This window comes from Deltaproteobacteria bacterium (assembly GCA_005879535.1).
GTDB lineage: Bacteria > Myxococcota > Myxococcia > Myxococcales > 40CM-4-68-19 > 40CM-4-68-19.
In genome coordinates this window covers 1-15,457 of sequence record VBKI01000067.1, presented here as the reverse complement: position 1 = coordinate 15,457, position 15,457 = coordinate 1, and the positions used below count along the sequence as shown (strand labels likewise).

General features: G+C 64.8%; 14 protein-coding genes and 1 pseudogene. 9 read left to right on the top strand and 6 right to left on the bottom strand.

Translation table 11 applies throughout. The features are described 5' to 3' along the window. Positions 1–48: 48 nt before the first annotated feature. On the bottom strand, positions 49–723 hold the full coding sequence (locus tag E6J58_14000) for a site-specific integrase (GenBank protein ID TMB36319.1): 675 nt from the start codon (positions 721–723) through the stop codon (positions 49–51). A gap of 296 nt (positions 724–1,019) precedes the next feature. Here E6J58_14000 and E6J58_13995 point away from each other — a divergent pair, with 296 nt between their 5' ends. Next, the gene (locus E6J58_13995; protein ID TMB36318.1) at positions 1,020–4,595 is read left to right on the top strand and encodes a DUF4091 domain-containing protein; all 3,576 of its coding nucleotides are present in this window, start codon (positions 1,020–1,022) and stop codon (positions 4,593–4,595) included. A 130-nt stretch (positions 4,596–4,725) separates the two neighbouring features. Here the strand turns inward: E6J58_13995 and E6J58_13990 are convergent, their stop codons facing one another. The 4 genes and pseudogenes from E6J58_13990 to E6J58_13975 all read right to left on the bottom strand — a co-directional run bounded on the left by E6J58_13990 (position 4,726) and on the right by E6J58_13975 (position 7,357). Then, entirely contained in the window at positions 4,726–5,088 is a 363-nt protein-coding gene (locus E6J58_13990) for a cytochrome c (GenBank protein TMB36390.1), read from the bottom strand. After that, positions 4,982–5,368 (bottom strand): annotated as a pseudogene (locus tag E6J58_13985) (thiamine pyrophosphate-binding protein). The gene E6J58_13990 and the pseudogene E6J58_13985 overlap by 107 nt, the downstream one beginning before the upstream one ends. Positions 5,369–5,864: 496 nt before the next feature. Then, positions 5,865–6,158, bottom strand: coding sequence for a S1 family peptidase (locus E6J58_13980; GenBank protein ID TMB36317.1), 294 nt, complete (start codon positions 6,156–6,158; stop codon positions 5,865–5,867). A gap of 23 nt (positions 6,159–6,181) precedes the next feature. After that, positions 6,182–7,357, bottom strand: coding sequence for a hypothetical protein (locus E6J58_13975; GenBank protein TMB36316.1), 1,176 nt, complete (start codon positions 7,355–7,357; stop codon positions 6,182–6,184). Positions 7,358–7,549: 192 nt separating this feature from the next. Here E6J58_13975 and E6J58_13970 point away from each other — a divergent pair, with 192 nt between their 5' ends. Then, positions 7,550–7,699: a response regulator transcription factor gene (locus E6J58_13970; GenBank protein ID TMB36315.1), complete on the top strand. Its 150-nt coding sequence runs from the start codon at positions 7,550–7,552 to the stop codon at positions 7,697–7,699. 12 nt (positions 7,700–7,711) lie between these two features. On the opposite strand, the gene E6J58_13965 is transcribed toward E6J58_13970, so the two are convergent. Further along, complete coding sequence (locus E6J58_13965; protein ID TMB36314.1) at positions 7,712–8,158, bottom strand: nuclear transport factor 2 family protein; 447 nt, start codon at positions 8,156–8,158, stop codon at positions 7,712–7,714. A gap of 171 nt (positions 8,159–8,329) precedes the next feature. On the opposite strand from E6J58_13965, the gene E6J58_13960 reads away from it, so the two are divergent. The 7 genes from E6J58_13960 to E6J58_13930 form a co-directional block, all read left to right on the top strand. Further along, the gene (locus tag E6J58_13960; GenBank protein ID TMB36313.1) at positions 8,330–9,250 is read left to right on the top strand and encodes a hypothetical protein; all 921 of its coding nucleotides are present in this window, start codon (positions 8,330–8,332) and stop codon (positions 9,248–9,250) included. 291 nt (positions 9,251–9,541) lie between these two features. Next, a complete protein-coding gene (locus E6J58_13955; GenBank protein ID TMB36312.1) occupies positions 9,542–11,548 on the top strand; it encodes a S9 family peptidase in 2,007 nt (668 codons plus the stop codon). 574 nt (positions 11,549–12,122) lie between these two features. Beyond that, on the top strand, positions 12,123–12,890 hold the full coding sequence (locus E6J58_13950; GenBank protein TMB36311.1) for a hypothetical protein: 768 nt from the start codon (positions 12,123–12,125) through the stop codon (positions 12,888–12,890). A 109-nt stretch (positions 12,891–12,999) separates the two neighbouring features. Next, positions 13,000–14,061, top strand: a complete 1,062-nt coding sequence (locus E6J58_13945; protein ID TMB36310.1) for a transglutaminase domain-containing protein — start codon at positions 13,000–13,002, stop codon at positions 14,059–14,061. Further along, positions 14,061–14,504, top strand: a complete 444-nt coding sequence (locus E6J58_13940; protein ID TMB36309.1) for a TlpA family protein disulfide reductase — start codon at positions 14,061–14,063, stop codon at positions 14,502–14,504. Before E6J58_13945 ends, E6J58_13940 begins: the two co-directional genes overlap by 1 nt. A 20-nt stretch (positions 14,505–14,524) precedes the next feature. Next, a complete protein-coding gene (locus E6J58_13935) occupies positions 14,525–15,130 on the top strand; it encodes a c-type cytochrome (protein ID TMB36308.1) in 606 nt (201 codons plus the stop codon). A gap of 96 nt (positions 15,131–15,226) precedes the next feature. Further along, positions 15,227–15,457: hypothetical protein (locus tag E6J58_13930; GenBank protein ID TMB36307.1), on the top strand; the 231-nt coding region annotated here is incomplete at its 3' end.

Sequence of the window (15,457 nt, the reverse complement as noted above, 5' to 3'; positions counted from 1 at the left end):
TGCTAAACGGGCGCGCTCGACGTCCCCATCGTCTAGAGGCCCAGGCCTTCAGTTCTGTTTCTCTTCAGCCTTGGTTGTCCCGCTGTTGCCCCCGATCGGACCGCGCTGCTCGAGCAACCGGATCGCCTGGTTGAGCGACGCTGGCGACAAGTGCATGTAGCGCATCGTGGTCGAGAGGTCCGCATGGCCGGCCAACTCTTGAGTCGCTTTCGCCGGGGCTCCACGCATCGCGAGATGCGAGCAGAAGGTGTGTCGCAGCTGGTGGATGTGGCCGGTCACGGCAAGGCCACCGGCTCGCTCCGCGCGTTCCATCCAGTTCCGCAGGGCGTTCTCGCTCACCGGCCCCGCGTTGCGGTGGTAGAGCATCCTCGGCCCTCGAAGGTGCCTGATCGCCTGCAGGGCCGCAGTGAGACGCGTGGTCATCGGGACCCGTCGCGTCTTGCCTCCCTTGGTCGTACCAATCTGGCCGCACCAGTCGGATCGGGCGATAGTGAGTTGGCCGCGCCTGAAGTCGGCATCGGTCAGATCGAATGCGATGATCTCGTCTCGCCGAAGCCCCGCCTCGCCAGCGAGCAACACGAACGCGAGCACGGCGGGAACCGCTTCTGAGATGAACACGGAGCTGGTCTTCGCTGGCCTCGTGACGGTGGTGCTGATCGACCTCGTGGTCGAGAACCTTCTGTTCCGCTGGATCGAGCGGCACACCGTGGTGCGGTGGGGCATGTCGACGCCGCAGCGGTAGGCACGTCTCGCGTCACACGTGCGTGCACGAAGTCCCGACGCGCCGTTCCGGTAACGAACACCGCGGCGATGGCACGCCGCGCGCACAATCTGACGATGGCGTAGATCGCGCACTTTTGCAGGCGCCGACTGCGAATTGATTCAATCGCGTCTCGCCGTTCACGTCCGCACACGCGCAGTGTTTGAACGTCGAGTACCGGTCAGCATGACGACTCCTCCTGCGCGAGGGCTCGCTTGCTCGCGGTACTGCACCCCTCGCCTTCACCGGGAGGGGATCAATGACGAACAAGTGCGTGTTGGCAATTGCTCTGGCGGCTTTCGCAGCCGGTGCGGCTCGCGGCGCGTCCGTGACCGTTGTGTGCTCTTCACTCAAGGTGTTGCCCAGGGCTGCGCCGCCGGCGGTGACGAGCTGCGCGCAGCTCAAGGCCGCGCAGAACGAGTTCGAGGCGCTCCAGGTCGTCGTTTCCGGTGGTGCGACCGGGCTCGTGGGATTGAGGGTCGATAAACCCGTGCTGACCCGCGACGGAACGACATCCACAATCCCCGCCGATTCGATTCGGCTATATCGCGAGGAGCTCGTCAACCTCACTGCCCCGACGAACAACGAGGGCGCCGTCGGAGCGAGCGCGACGAATCCAATTCCCTACCCCGACCCGCTCATCCCTGCTCAGGAAACCACAACGACGGCCTCGCCCTGCTCGGCCGGAACCGCCGGATGCCAACCGAACGGATGGCGGGAAGCAGTCACGACGGAGACCAGGAGCGCCTTCCCGTTCGCGGTACCCGCGAACGAGAACCGTGTCGTTCTCGTAGACGTGCACGTTCCGGACGGGACCGCCGCCGCGCACTACAGCGGGTCGGTGAACGTGTCGGGATCCTTCCCGGATGGAACGCCGTTCAGCGGCTCGGTCGCAATCGGCCTCACGGTGCGTCCGTTCCGGCTTTCTTCGACGAGCTCCTTGCCGTCGTTCTTCGGCTTTTCGGTGGACGCGACCTGCGCCGCTCATGCCGGAGGCACCTCGTGCGCAACGGTGGATTCATTCCACTTCTGGAGCCGTTTCTATGGTCGGTTCCTGCTCGACCATCGCATAACGATCCGCCTGCCGGACGACAGCAACACCGTCGGATCGCTCGACTACGCCAACGTCGAAGCGCGCTTCACGCGCGACTATGCAGGTCTCATCAACGGCACGGACGGCAACGCGCGCCAGCTCGCCGGCGCCAGGGCCACAAGCTTGATCTACCCGTGGTTCAACGCCCGTGACACGGATTCCGTCAAGCGCGACAAGGCACGTAACTGGGGGCAGTACGCGATGGGACAAGCGTGGTTTCCGATCATGTTCGACTACACCGGGGACGAGCCGCAGGTCGGCAGGCTCACGACTTGGGACATGACCGCCGCGCGAGCGAACATCATCCAGGCCGCCTTCCCGAACTTTCGCACGAGCGCGAACGCGCAGCTCTCGGACTACACGAACTTCGTTCAAGTGCATGGCGGCGGCAACTTCCTCGACATCCTGATTCCACTCTGGGACCAGCTCGACAAGCCGCAAACCGGGAACCTCGCGCCGACCTATGGATCGTTCCTAGGACGACCTAACAGGTATCGCTGGGGCTATCAGAGCTGCTCAACTTCGAACGGGTGCGGCGATCCCACCCATGTCAACTGGATCAGCTTCGTCGTCGACGCAATCGGCGTGCAGAACCGGGCGGAACCATGGATGCACTTCATCTACAATCCGGACAACGCTCCTTCAGGAATGATGTACTTCGATGTCGCGCAACTAATCGGCACGGCGTGGAACACCGGCGGCCTCTCGGGGTCGACGGGGAACGGCGACGGGACGTTCGTATACGCTGGCACGCCCGCAACGATCGGCGGCAGCTCGCATGAGCCCGTCGCCAGCTATCGCCTTAAGATGCTTCGCGAGGGACTCGAGGACTACGAATACCTCCGGATGTGCGCGCAGAAGGATCCTGCACGCGCGCGGCGGAACGCGCTAAGCGTCTTCCCGATGAACGCCAGCAATTCCGGAAGCACCTACCACGCCAGCAACTATCCCGATCCCGCCGCGCCCACGGCGTACACCACGAACCTGGAGACAGCGCGCGACGATCTAGCGGCTTGCATCGGCGCGCCGTCCCTGGTGCGAAATCCCGCTGCGTCGATCGTCAAATCGGGCGATTACAACGCGGACGGGCGAAGCGACTTCGCCATCTGGCGACCGACGGACGGGACCTGGTGGATCATGGACAACGCGACCGGCGCCTCGTTCACGCAGCAGTGGGGTCTACCCGGCGACATACCGGTCCCCGGAGATTACGACAATGACGGGATCACGGATTTCGCGGTGTGGCGGCCTGCCGAGGGGAACTGGTACTTCGTCCCCAGCAGCATCGGGTATCCCTTTTCGGACGTGGTGCAGTGGGGCGTCCCGGGCGACATACCGGTCCCGGGCGATTACGACGGCGACGGGAGGACCGATTTCGCCATCTGGCGTCCCGCGACCGGCGAATGGTGGGTGATGAGCAACGCTACGCGTATCGCCACCGTCCGGCAGTGGGGGCTTCCCGGAGACATCCCGGTGCCCGGGGACTATGACGGCGACGGCAAGACGGACTTCGCGATCTGGCGCCCGAGTGCCGGGGATTTCTGGATCGTGAATAGCTCGACCGGGGCGACAGACGTACGGCGCCTCGGCATACCGGGTGACGTGCCGGTTCCCGGCGACTACGACGGCGACGGGAGGACGGACCTCGCGGTCTGGCGTCCGGCGGACGGCAATTGGATCGTCCTGAGCAGTTCCACCGGAGCGCAAACGATCCAGCAGTGGGGAGTGGAAGGCGACATTCCGGTGCCTGGTGACTACGACGGCGACGGCAGGACCGACGTCGCGATCTGGAGGCCGACCGACGGCAATTGGTGGATCATCGGCAGCGGCACGGGCATGCGCATCCAGCAATGGGGGATCCCCGACGACATTCCCGTGACAAACACGCGCGCGGCCGCCTTCATCCACCGGAACGCGCTCAAGGTCAGCTCGAATGATTTCGAGGGTCACCGGGAGAGCGACTTCGCGATCTGGCGACCGAACGACGGCACCTGGTGGATCCTCGACAGTGCCAGGTTGACTCCACGCGTCCAGCAATGGGGCCTCTCGGGGGACGTCCCCGCTTCCGGCGACTACGACGGCGACGGCCGGACGGACTTCGCCATCTGGCGTCCTTCGGACGGAACGTGGTGGGTCATCGACAGCTCCAGCGGCAGGAGTCGCGTCCAGCAGTGGGGCCTGTCGGGCGATGTCGCGGTCCCGGGTGATTACGACGGGGATGGCAAGACCGATTTCGCCATCTGGCGTCCATCCGATGGGAACTGGTGGGTGATCGATAGCTCGAGCGGCCGCGGTCGCGTGCAGCAGTGGGGAGTGCCAGGAGACGTTCCGGTGCCGGGCGACTACGACGGCGACGGCAAGACCGATTTTGCGATCTGGCGACCGTCGGACGGGACCTGGTGGGTCATCGACAGCTCGACCGGGCGCGGTCGCGTGCAGCAGTGGGGTGTGCGTGGCGACATCCCCGTACCTGGGGACTACGACGGCGACGGCAAAACTGATTTTGCGATCTGGAGACCGTCGGATGGCACCTGGTGGATCATCAATAGCTCCAACGGAGCGACTCCCGTCCAGCAATGGGGACTCTCAGGCGATGTGCCAGTACCGGGCGATCATGACGGTGACGGCCGGACAGACTTGGTCGTGTGGAGACCGCAGGAGGGGAACTGGTACATCTTGCAAAGCTCGAACGGAGTCGTCCGGCTGCAGCAGTGGGGGGTTCCCGGCGACAAACCCATGTGAGCGATGGACGCGAGCGCTTCTCAATTCGAACTTCACGAGTCCATCTCGGGTGCCGGGCATGCCTCGACGCTCGCGCCGGCAAGGTGCGCCGCGTCCACGTCTACCGCCTGCTATCGAAAGCGCTTTGCGCCTACGGATTGAGCAGTGGGATCGTCTTCGGGTCCCGCGCCTTCGGCACCGACTGCAGATAGGCGTAGATGTCGGCGAGGTCTTCGTCCGACAGGATCGCCTTTTGATAGGGCGGCATCGCGCCGCCGGTGGTGCGCACGAAGTCGGAGAACGCCTCGAAGGGCAGCGGATTCGGCGCAATCTTCGAACCTGCGATGCTGCCCTGGCCGTCGAAGCCATGGCACTGCCAGCAGCCGTGCCTCACGTACGTGGGCCATCGCGACCGCTTCCTTGAGCGCGGGACCGAGCTCGGACGGGTTCTTGATCGGGCCTTTCGCCCACCAGCCCATCGACTCGGCGAGCTTGCGATAGTCGATGTCCGGATTGTGGATGCCGGTGCCGACCGGGCCCATGTCCTTGCCGGTGTTGACGACGCGATTGCGGAAGTTCGACATGCGCTGCACGTGCATGACTTCCTGGTGGTAGCCGCGGTTGTTGTGCATCACCGCGAGCAACGGAATCTTGTGCCGCGCCGCCGTCCACCGCACGCCGGGCGCGTACATGAGATCGCCATCCGGCTGGAAGCAGGGAGACGTGGAGACCGCCGAGCTGCGGTTCCGAGAGGTCACGGGGAAGAGGCCCTGAGGGGCCAACGGAGGCGACATGGCAAAGAAGAAGAATCCTCACACCAGGCGCAGCCTCGACGAGTTCATCGGAGATCAGCGCGCGAAGGATCCCGAGTTCCGGCTGAGTTCGATCGGCTGCAGCTCGCACGAAAGGTGAAGGGACTTCGTGAGAAAAGCAACCGAACATCGCGCGGCTCGAGAGCGGCAAGGTGGTCCCGAGGCTGGACTTTCTCGAGAAGGTCGCGCGCGCTTGGTGGACACCTGGACGTCCGCATCGTTGAGCGGAAGTCGAACGCGTGATGGACAGCCGGCTGCCCTCGGGAGGATGCAAGGAACCTTGTTCCCCCGCCTTTGCCCCCGACGGGGTCAAATCGCGTGTGTCATCGCTGAGTTCCGTGGAAGTGCCTGGTGAATTTCGAATCTCCGTGGGGACGCCACTTATCTAGGTGTGGTTCGGCAGATCGGCCTGCTACCGAAGCTCGAGGCATGGCGCGGCACCGCTTGACGCCGCGCCCATCGCGCTGGACGGTTCCGTTTATTTCAGATACTGCGACACGAAATCGAGGACGTTCTGCCGGTCGAGGCGGAACACTCCCCCGGTGCCGCCGCGCGACCCGTTGAGCCCGAACGAGGTGACAGCGATGACGTTGCTGCTCCCGAGGTAATTCGGACCGCCGGAGTCAACGAAGCAGGTACCGCCGGTCGACGCGTTGTTCGAGAGCAGCAGCGGGAAGTCTCCGGTGAATCCGGTGTCAATCTGGATCAGATGCGGCGTGGCCAGCATCCGGATCTTTTCCGCCTCGATCGACGACGACGCGCCCCGGCTCACAGACGACGAGGACGAGTAGCCGGTCAGAGCGGCGTCAGCGAGTTCCCGTCCAGGCTCCCGATCCACAGGCGCGTGCCGTCGAAAGCGAACGCCGACGGCCCTTTGATCGTGAAGGAGGCCTGCTGTGACAGGTTCGCCGGATTCACCTTGACGACCGAGCCAGGCACCAAGCCGAACCAGAGGGACCCGCGGGCGACCGTCATGCCCTGGACGTTGGCGCCGTTGCCGATCCTTCCGGTCTGCAAGAGCCCGCCCGAGGTGGTGTCGAGCTGCGTGACCAGGCCGGCGTAAAGGCTCGTCACCCAGAGCTCGGAGCCGTCGGCGATCACGAACCACGGCGCAGGCCCCACGTAGACGTTCCCCAGGTTGGCTCCGTCGCTGGGCCGCACGCAAGTGACAGTCTCGCCGGCGCCCCCGGGTGGTGGCCGGTCGTGATTGGCGACCCAGAGGTTCTTTCCATCGAACGCGATCCCCGCCGGTCCCCCGGGGACGGGGAAGGTGCCTAGGATGGCTCCGTCCGAGGCTCGCAGCTTCGTGACCGTCCGGTCTCCGCGATTCGTGACCCAGAGATTCGTTCCGTCGAAGGCGCCGGCGATTGGCTGGTTCCCGACAGGGAACGTTCCCAGATTCGCGCCGTCTGCGGCGCGGAGCTTCGTGACGGAATCGGCTCCGGGGTTGATGGTCCACATGTTCGTCCCGTCGAATACGAGCGCGCCGACACCGTGATTGACCACGACTCGACCCAGCGGCGCCGCATCCGACGGGCGGAGGATCAGGACGTCCAAGTCCCAGGCGCCCGCGACCCAGAGCCGGGCGCCGTCGAAACCGATCGCCACCGGACGGCGTCCAACGGGATAAGAGAGGCGAGGGTGTACCTTCAGGACGGCGCGCGCCTTGTCGCTCCCGCGCGACGCAGTCACGGTCACGCTCTCGGTCAGGTCGAGGCTGTCGGGCGGCAGATACTGCGTCGTCTGTCCCGTCACCCCCGACAGCTTACCGGGCCCGAGCAGGCTCCAACTCGCCTCGCCCGGCGCCGCCGTCAGGGTCACCGGGGAGTCACCCACGGTGACTTCGTCGGCGCTCGCGGTGATCGTCAATAGACCGGAGGAACCGGAATCGTTGGATCCGGTCTCCGGATCCCGCATGCCGGCGCAGGCGGCCAAGAGGAGGAGCGCGATCCATCTGCAGTCGATGCGCATGATTCACCCCGGGCGCGTGGGTCGGGATCCCATGGCCATGCGCGAGCGGTTGCGGGAGGCACGTCCGGACGCAAAGGACCGCTAGTTCACTCTTGCCCCAGCGTCTGCCAGTCGACGGTGGAGGGCGTCGGGCTCGTCGACCTGCAGCAGCAGGGTGTCCGATGTCTTCCGGATTCCGAAATCGTGCGTCTGATGGCAGGCGGATACAGCAAGAAGGAGACCCACGCGCTCGAAACGGCCGAAGGCTCGATCAAGAATCACGTCTCCAGCATCCTGGCCAAGTTCGGCCTCCGCGAGCGCACCCGCGCGGTCCTCAAGGCACTCGAGTCGCGCCCGCTTTGAGCACTGCTGGCGTCAATGGCTCGAGGGCGGTTCTTCACGCGTCGCCTGCCAGCTCACGACCTGCCACCGGCCGTCGCGCTTCACGAACGCGCCGCTGTTACGAAAGTAGTTCGTCTTGTCGCCGACGTGCTGGACGAGGCGGATGTTGAGCATGGCAACGCCGGCACAGAGCGGACGGACCTTCACCTCTTGTGCGGAGTACGTCGTCTTCGGCTCTCCGGGCTTCCTGTCGCGAACGCCGGGCGTGTCGCCAGCGCGCATCGACTCGAGGATGTTGGCCTTGCTGCGTACCTCGCCCTTGGCGCTGACGTAGACGAGATCGTCGGCCCAGAAACGCTCGTGCATCGCAATGTCGTCGACTCTGGTGAGAAACTCGTTCAACAGCGACGCGATCTCGTCGTGCGGTGTGGCAGCCGTCGCCGCGAACGAGAGAGCGACGGCAGCCAGGACCCTCCGCATCCGGCGGACCCTATCACGACCCGCGCGTCATCGCCGTCCGACGGGGTTCTCCGGCGTCAGCCCGCGCCACTCGAGCAGCGGCTCGGTCGATGGACAACGGCTACATCGAGGGTTTCAATCGCGGGCTGAAAAGGGTGTAGCCTCGCCGCCAACCGGAACAGGACGGGAATCGTGGCTGGAAAGCGATTGGTACCGTGGATTGGCTGGGCATGGATTGTCTCGCTGGTTGCCTGTGCTCATCGGCCGCCACCGACGGCGCATTTCACGCCGTTGGTTGTCGAGAGCTCCAGCGCAGGCGGTGTCCGCCCGCTCGTCCGCGCGACGGTGGCGGGTCATCCCATCACTCTCCTGCTGGATACGGGATCATTTCGGAGCATGCTTCCATGGGGATTCGCCAAGACGCACGGCCTGATCGCGAAGTCGCGCGATACCGAGGAGCGGGTCGTGGATGCAACCGGAAACATGGTCGGATTGCTGCGCGTCTTCGACGTGTCGATCCAGTTCGCAGGTGAAACCAGCACTGACACGCTCGATTTCTTCATCAATCCCTCGTTGGGGACTGAGGGAATCCTGGCGCCACAAGATCTGGTTCGCTCCGGGTGGGCGCTGATCATCGATCTAGGACGCGAGGAGCTTCGCTACGAGCCGGAAGAGGCGGCCTTGAAGCGGATTGCTCGAGGTTCTTCTGCGCCAGTGCGCCAACTGGACTTCCATCGCTGCCTGAATGAGGGTCTTTTCCAAGAATACCACCGCATCGTCACCGCGGCCATCAATGGCGTGGCGGCTGACATGTTGATCGATACCGGCGCATCGCACACGGTGCTCACGCGCAACAATCCCGCCGTGTCCACCATGCTCGACAAGAGAGGCAAGCGCGACACAGTGACGGCGATGACCTCGCAGGGACCCATCCTTGTGGTCGACGATGTTCCCGTCGTGTTTTCAGGGACCTCGTTCGTGCTGCCAATCCTGGTATCACCGAACTCATCCCTCTGCTGGCGGGGAGCCGTCGGCGCTGACCTGCTTCGCCACTGCACCCTCGTTTGGGGTTCGGATTCTTTGTGGGCGGCTTGCGATGCGCCGCATCGATAATCCATCTCTCTTCAATCTATCAAACTGGACATCATCGAAGGACTTCACTGATCCGTCCCAGAACAGCACGAATCGCTGGCCATTGTGATTCACTCTCTTCTCGACGAGTACTTTCGGATCTTTGGTCATGAGGTAAACGCCATCGAGCCTGCCTGGTAGAACCACTCGGGTAGACGCCGAACAGCTCCACAGCACATGCCAATGGGCCATAGGAGCTCGAATCCTGGCTGTTGACGCGACCCCAGCCGAAGTGGCTGGCTCTTTTCCCCTCACGAAGGAGACTTCGACACCATGCATGTCCGCACCATCCTGATCGTGTTCGCCGCGCTGGCTGCATCGTGCAAGCACGTCGAATCGAGCGCGTCCCCCCTCGTTCCCCAGTCCGACCCCACCGGGCTCGCCGTGTTCACGCGGCCCGCGATGGTGACCGCGGCCAAGCTGTCTCCGAAGGGTACGTTCGTCGCTGCATTGTCGGAGGAAGGCGGCAAGCGCACCCTCTCATTCATCCGGTTGGCCACGCGTCAGATCACTTTCTTGTTCAGGCCCGAGGGCGAGTCCACCATCGGCGACTTCTATTGGGCGAACGACGAACGGGTCGTGATCGAGATGGTGGATTACGAAAGCTATCTCGCCGCCCCTGTGTCGCGCGGTGAGATCTACGCGGTGGACGCGACAGGGACGAGCGGGCGCGTGATCTTCGGCTATCGCGCAGGCGAGCAGCAGGTGGGTTCGCACATTCGCAAGGCAGCGACCGAGAGGGCCTGGGGATTCGTGATCGGCCCACTGCGGAAGGATCCCCGCAAGATCCTCATCCAGCAGACCTACATGGACGACGTCGGCGACCGCGTGCCCGAGGTCCACAAGCTCGACGTGTACACGGGCCTGAAGACGTTCGTCGCGCGCAGCCCGCTGCGCAACGCAGAATTCCTCACCGACGAGAACGGCGAACTGCGCATCGCCGCCGCAATCGACGAGAACGCGAACGCGAGGTATTTCTACTTCGAAGGCAGCGCGGGCTGGCGCGAGCTCCGGTCGATCAGCGGTCTCTCCAGCCAGAGCACTCCCATCGGATTCGTCGCGAGCGAGCGCGCGCTGTATGTGAGCGAGCCGGCCGCCGAAGGATTCGCTCTTTATCTGGTCTCGATCGACACCGGCGAACGCAAGCTCGTGAGCAAGAGCGAGACGTCCCCCATCTCCGATGCGGTCCAGGACAACTCGAACGGGCGCATCGTCGCCGTGGAATACGAGCCGGATCTACCGACGTACGAGTATCTCGACCCCCCTCATCCTCTCAGCCGCATCCTGCAAGGACTGCTGGTGACGAACCCGAACGAGCACGTCCGGATCGTCAGCACCACTGACGACGACCGCAAGGCATTGGTCCGCGTATACAGCGACCGGGACCCGGGACGCTATCTCCTGGCCGACGTGGCAACGATGACCGCGGAGACGATTGCGGACGTCCGGCCCTGGGTGAAGCCCGATTCGATGGCCGAGATGTCGGCGTTCCACATTCCCGCAAGCGACGGGTTTCGCATCCACGGATACATCACCATGCCCCCCAATGCGCAGCCCGGCACGCCGCCGCCGCTGGTAGTGCTGCCGCACGGGGGGCCGCACTCCGTCCGGAATCAGTGGCGATTCGATCCCGAGGCGCAGCTCCTGGCGCACGAGGGCTTTGCCGTCCTTCAGGTGAACTACCGCGGATCGGGAGGGTACGGCCTCGCCTACGAGGAGGCCGGGTATCGCAAATGGGGCGATCGCGTCGTCCAGGACATCATCGATGCGACTCGATTCGCCGTTCGCAAGGGGTTCGGAGACCCGAAGCGCATCTGCATCTACGGCGCGAGCTTCGGTGGCTACGCGGCGATCCAGAGCTCCGTCCTCGCTCCAGATCTCTTTCGCTGCGCCGCGGGCTATTCAGGGATCTATGACCTCAACCTGCTGACCAGGATCGGCGACATCAGCCTCCGACGGCTCGGTCGCGGCTACGTGCGCACCGTCGTCGGCGAAGACAGCGAGGCGCTGGCGAAGGCCTCGCCCGTGAAGCACGCGGACCTGATCGCCGCCCGCGTCTTCCTCATCCACGGGAGCAAGGACGAGCGTGCCCCCATCCGTCATGCCGAATCGTTGCGCGACGCACTGACGGCGCGCGGAAACGCGCCGGAGTGGCTGGTCGAGTCGAAGGAAGGCCACGGCTTCTTCGACGACGGCGCGCGAGAGCGGATGTACGGCCGCCTCCTCAAGTTCCTCCAGGAGAACACGCGCCCAGGCACGTCGGCGTCGTCGCCGCGCTGACCCGAGGGCCTCGTTCGCCGCTGTTGAACCCGTTCGGCCCCCTCGCGCTAGGCCGATTCGTCGCCGCGAGGGCGCAGTCGATGTCGCGGTGCCGCGCATTCTGAGCGCCGGGCGACGCTGCCGCCTTCCTAGTGCATCCCGCACGGAGGGACGATTTCGGGTTCTCCCTCGCAACCGGGCCACTGCCTCAATCCCTTCGAGCCTTAGGGCCGAAATTCGGCGGACACAATACGAATTTCCGCTTCGAATTCACTATCGTGTCCCCGAATTCCCGTCCCGTTGACCTCGGGCCAGCGATCGTCTGCAATGTCGGCGTCTGGTTGCGAAAGGCGCCGTGCAGAGACATGCGACCATCGCCCACGACCTCGTCGGCGGAGCCGCCCTCGCGAGCTGGAAGATTTCCCGCGGTAGCTCACCTGCCGGGCAGGCGTACGAGGGCCCCGTCCGATGAATGACGTCAAAATGGAGCTCCATTCGCTCATTCGTTACGAACTGATATTCGACGTCGCTTTGCCGCAGAGCGCCTTGACTGTTCTTTTTCAGCGTGCGTTTAAGCGCGCTCAAGGAGGTTCCAATGTCCAATCGACTCGCGCTCATTGCGTGCATTGCTGCAATCGGCGTCGGCGCTCGTGGCGACGACGAAGAGGGTCTCCGCGCAGTGCCGTTCGTCTTCGTCGGCGACGCTGGAGACTGCGGGCCCGGGTACCCGCCGGGCAGCAACATCGTCACCTCGGCTTGGCTGCGCGGAATGGGCCTGCCGGACAAGAACGACCAGCAGTTGAATACGACCGTTCTTGACACCGGCTCAAGCAAAGGCGCGGCCTCCAGAAGGGATCCGCACTCCGGGCTCATTCTCAACAAGAACGGTCCCACGGCTGATTGCTCCTCCGCCGGCGCCACGATTCGCGGCGCGAAGGGACTCAGGGTCGCCGTCGACGGCACGTTCGTGCTGGGATTCGACTACCGCAACGGCACGCATTGTGGCGCCGGCTCGCCGCGGTTCAATGTCGTGGCGCGCCAGGGCCACAACGACCCCACGTTTCATTTCATCGGCGGGTGCGCAAACGGCACCCCGACACCTGCGCCGCAGGATCCGACCGAATGGACGCGCGTCCGTTTTGCGAACGGCGCGGCTACGGCGTTCCCGCCCATCCCGCCCGGTAGCAACATCGAGAGCATCGATCTGATCGTCGACGAGGGCACCGACGCTCCCAGCGTCGAAGACCCGCGGGGTGTTGGCCTCTCCGTCGTCGACAACATCTTCGTGAACGGCCAGTTCATCCGAAGCGGCCACGGTATCGCGGAGCCGCATGGGGACGGCGATCACGACGATCGAGACTAATCGAGCCGCGCGAGACGACCGCGGTCCAGCGCGCGCCGTTGGCCGGGGCCTTCTTGCGAGCGCGCCCGGTCCTTGCGGCCTGACACGCCCTCCGTTAGCTTCCCGCGCCATGAAGCGACGTGAACTGCTCGGTGCCGCGGTCCTTGCGGCCCTTCCCTGGCGTCGCCTGCGTGCGGAGTCGGGCTGGCGCACCTTCGAAGTCACGACCCGCGCGGAGATCTCCAGACCACAGGGCGTCTCACGTGCCTGGCTGCCCATGCCGCTCACTGGCGATACCGACTGGCAGCGGGCCGCGGACAGCACCTGGACGGGCAACGCAAATCGGATGCAGCCGATGCGCGTCGGCAAGTACGGCGTGCCGTTGCTGTACACCGAGTGGTCCCCCGGACAGGAGGCGCCGTTCGTCGAGCTGACGAGCCGCTTCGCGACCCGCGATCGCGCGGTCGACGTGTCGAGATCACGCACGGCCAAGCTCAACAGCGCCGAGGTCGCCCTCTATACCGCTCCGACCGAGATGATCCCGTGTGATGGCCTGATGCGCGAGACGGCGCTCGTGAAAGTCGCAAAGGGCGCTCGCACCGACCTGGAGAAGGGACGCGCGATCTACGAATGGGTCGTGAAGAACACGCTGCGCGATCCGAAAACGCGCGGATGCGGTACGGGCAACATCAAGGCGATGCTCGAGAGTGGCAACCTGGGCGGGAAGTGCGCCGATCTCAACGGCCTGTTCGTCGGCTTCGCCAGATCGCTGGGCGTTCCGGCACGCGACGTCTACGGCATCCGCGTCGCGAGCTCTGCATTGGGCTACAAGAGCCTCGGCCCATCGACGCCGGTCATCAGCAAGGCCCAGCACTGCCGCGCCGAGTTCTTCGCCGAAGGCGTCGGCTGGGTCCCGGTCGATCCGGCGGACGTGCGCAAGGTGATCCTCGAGGAGCCGCCCGGACAGCTCACGCTCGAGGACCAAAAGGTTCAGGCTGCGCGCACACGCCTCTTCGGATCCTGGGAGATGAACTGGCTCGCCTACAACACCGGTCACGACATCGAGCTGCCCAACTCCAAAGGCCCGCGGCTGCCATTCCTCATGTATCCCAACGGGGAGACCGGCGGGGAGCGGCTCGATCAGCTCGAACCCGATCGATTCAAGTACACCATCACGGCCCGCGCGGTTTGATGGCGCTGCTCGTCGCCGCGCTGCTCGCGGCGTCGCCGCCGCTGGAGCTCACCGATGCGAACGGTACGACGCACCGGCTCTCCGATTATCGGGGGAAGGTGATCTTGCTCAATTTCTGGGCGACCTGGTGCGAGCCTTGCCGCGACGAGTTGCCCAGCATCGAGCGGCTCCGTGTCGCGCTCGCGCGCAGGCCATTCGTCGTCCTGGCGGTGCAGATGGGCGGCAGCGTACGCACCGCAAAGGATGCCGCGGAGGACCTCGGCCTGCGCTTTCCGTTGCTGCTCGACCGCGATTCCCGCGCGACCGCCGCGTGGGGAATCAAGACAGTGCCGACGAGCTTCCTCATCGGCCCGGACGGCGCCGTAGCCTTCAGTCACGTTGGCGAGCTCGACTGGTCGAGCATCGAGGAACGCCGCCGCGTCGAGCGGCTGCTGCCTCATTGACGAGTGAATGGACTGTGAAAATGCTTTTCATCGCGCTGGCTCTCTTGCTCGCAGTCGTTCTCGGCGTGCTGATTGCAGGCGCCGCGGTGCTCTTTCGCGGTGGCATCAGCGCAAAGGTCGAACCGACGCACCTGGAGTCGGTCATCGCTCGACGGCTGCTGCCCCTCGGCATCCCCGATGCGTCCCGGCGACTCCGCAATCCGGAGCCGTCGTCGAAGGAAGTGCTCGCAGCCGGCCGCGCCCACTTTGCCGATCATTGCGCGATCTGCCACGGCAACGACGGCGATGGTCAGACCGGGATGGGTCGCAACCTGTATCCGCGCGTACCCGACCTGCGGCTGCCGCCCACCCAGCAACTCACCGACGGCGAGCTCTTCTACATCATCGAGAACGGCATCCGCCTCACCGGCATGCCCGGCTGGGGCGATGGCAGCGAGGAGAGCGGTCGCGCGAGCTGGCACCTTGTCGCGTTCATCCGTCACCTCCCGCACCTCACACCGGCCGAGAAACTCGAAATGGACCGTCTAAGGCCGAGGAGTCCAGACGAGTGGCGCGAGATGCAGGAGGACGAGGCATTTCTCAAGGGCAGCGCACCTTCCCGGGACCAGCGACGTGAACATCGCTGAGCGGAGGACGGGGACATGAAATCGACCTTGTTGGTATTCGCTTTCGCGGCATGGGCAATTCCGCTTGCTTCCGGAGCTCACGAAGGTGGGCACGACGTGAGGGGCGTCGTCGTCTCCGTCAGCGGTGCGGATTTGACGGTGAAGACCAGTCACGGTTCGGAGAAATTCGTCCTCACGCCTGAGACGGAGTACGTGAAGGACGGTGCCCCGGCGACCTCAGACGACCTCAAGACGTCCGATCGCGTCGTGGTTCACGGGAAGAAGAAGGGAAGCCGCATGGAGGCGGTGAAGGTGCAGTTCACATCTACGGCGGGTCCGAAAAAGCAA

Bases quoted from the DNA above. Each gene is read 5' to 3' on its own strand.
- E6J58_13945 (TMB36310.1), top strand. From the start codon at position 13,000: ATGAAGCGACGTGAACTGCTCGGTGCCGCGGTCCTTGCGGCCCTTCCC.
- E6J58_13950 (TMB36311.1), top strand. From the start codon at position 12,123: ATGTCCAATCGACTCGCGCTCATTGCGTGCATTGCTGCAATCGGCGTC.
- E6J58_13935 (TMB36308.1), top strand. From the start codon at position 14,525: ATGCTTTTCATCGCGCTGGCTCTCTTGCTCGCAGTCGTTCTCGGCGTG.
- E6J58_13975 (TMB36316.1), bottom strand. From the start codon at position 7,357: ATGCGCATCGACTGCAGATGGATCGCGCTCCTCCTCTTGGCCGCCTGC.
- E6J58_13995 (TMB36318.1), top strand. From the start codon at position 1,020: ATGACGAACAAGTGCGTGTTGGCAATTGCTCTGGCGGCTTTCGCAGCC.
- E6J58_13940 (TMB36309.1), top strand. From the start codon at position 14,061: ATGGCGCTGCTCGTCGCCGCGCTGCTCGCGGCGTCGCCGCCGCTGGAG.
- E6J58_13970 (TMB36315.1), top strand. From the start codon at position 7,550: ATGGCAGGCGGATACAGCAAGAAGGAGACCCACGCGCTCGAAACGGCC.
- E6J58_13955 (TMB36312.1), top strand. From the start codon at position 9,542: ATGCATGTCCGCACCATCCTGATCGTGTTCGCCGCGCTGGCTGCATCG.
- E6J58_13965 (TMB36314.1), bottom strand. From the start codon at position 8,158: ATGCGGAGGGTCCTGGCTGCCGTCGCTCTCTCGTTCGCGGCGACGGCT.
- E6J58_14000 (TMB36319.1), bottom strand. From the start codon at position 723: ATGCCCCACCGCACCACGGTGTGCCGCTCGATCCAGCGGAACAGAAGG.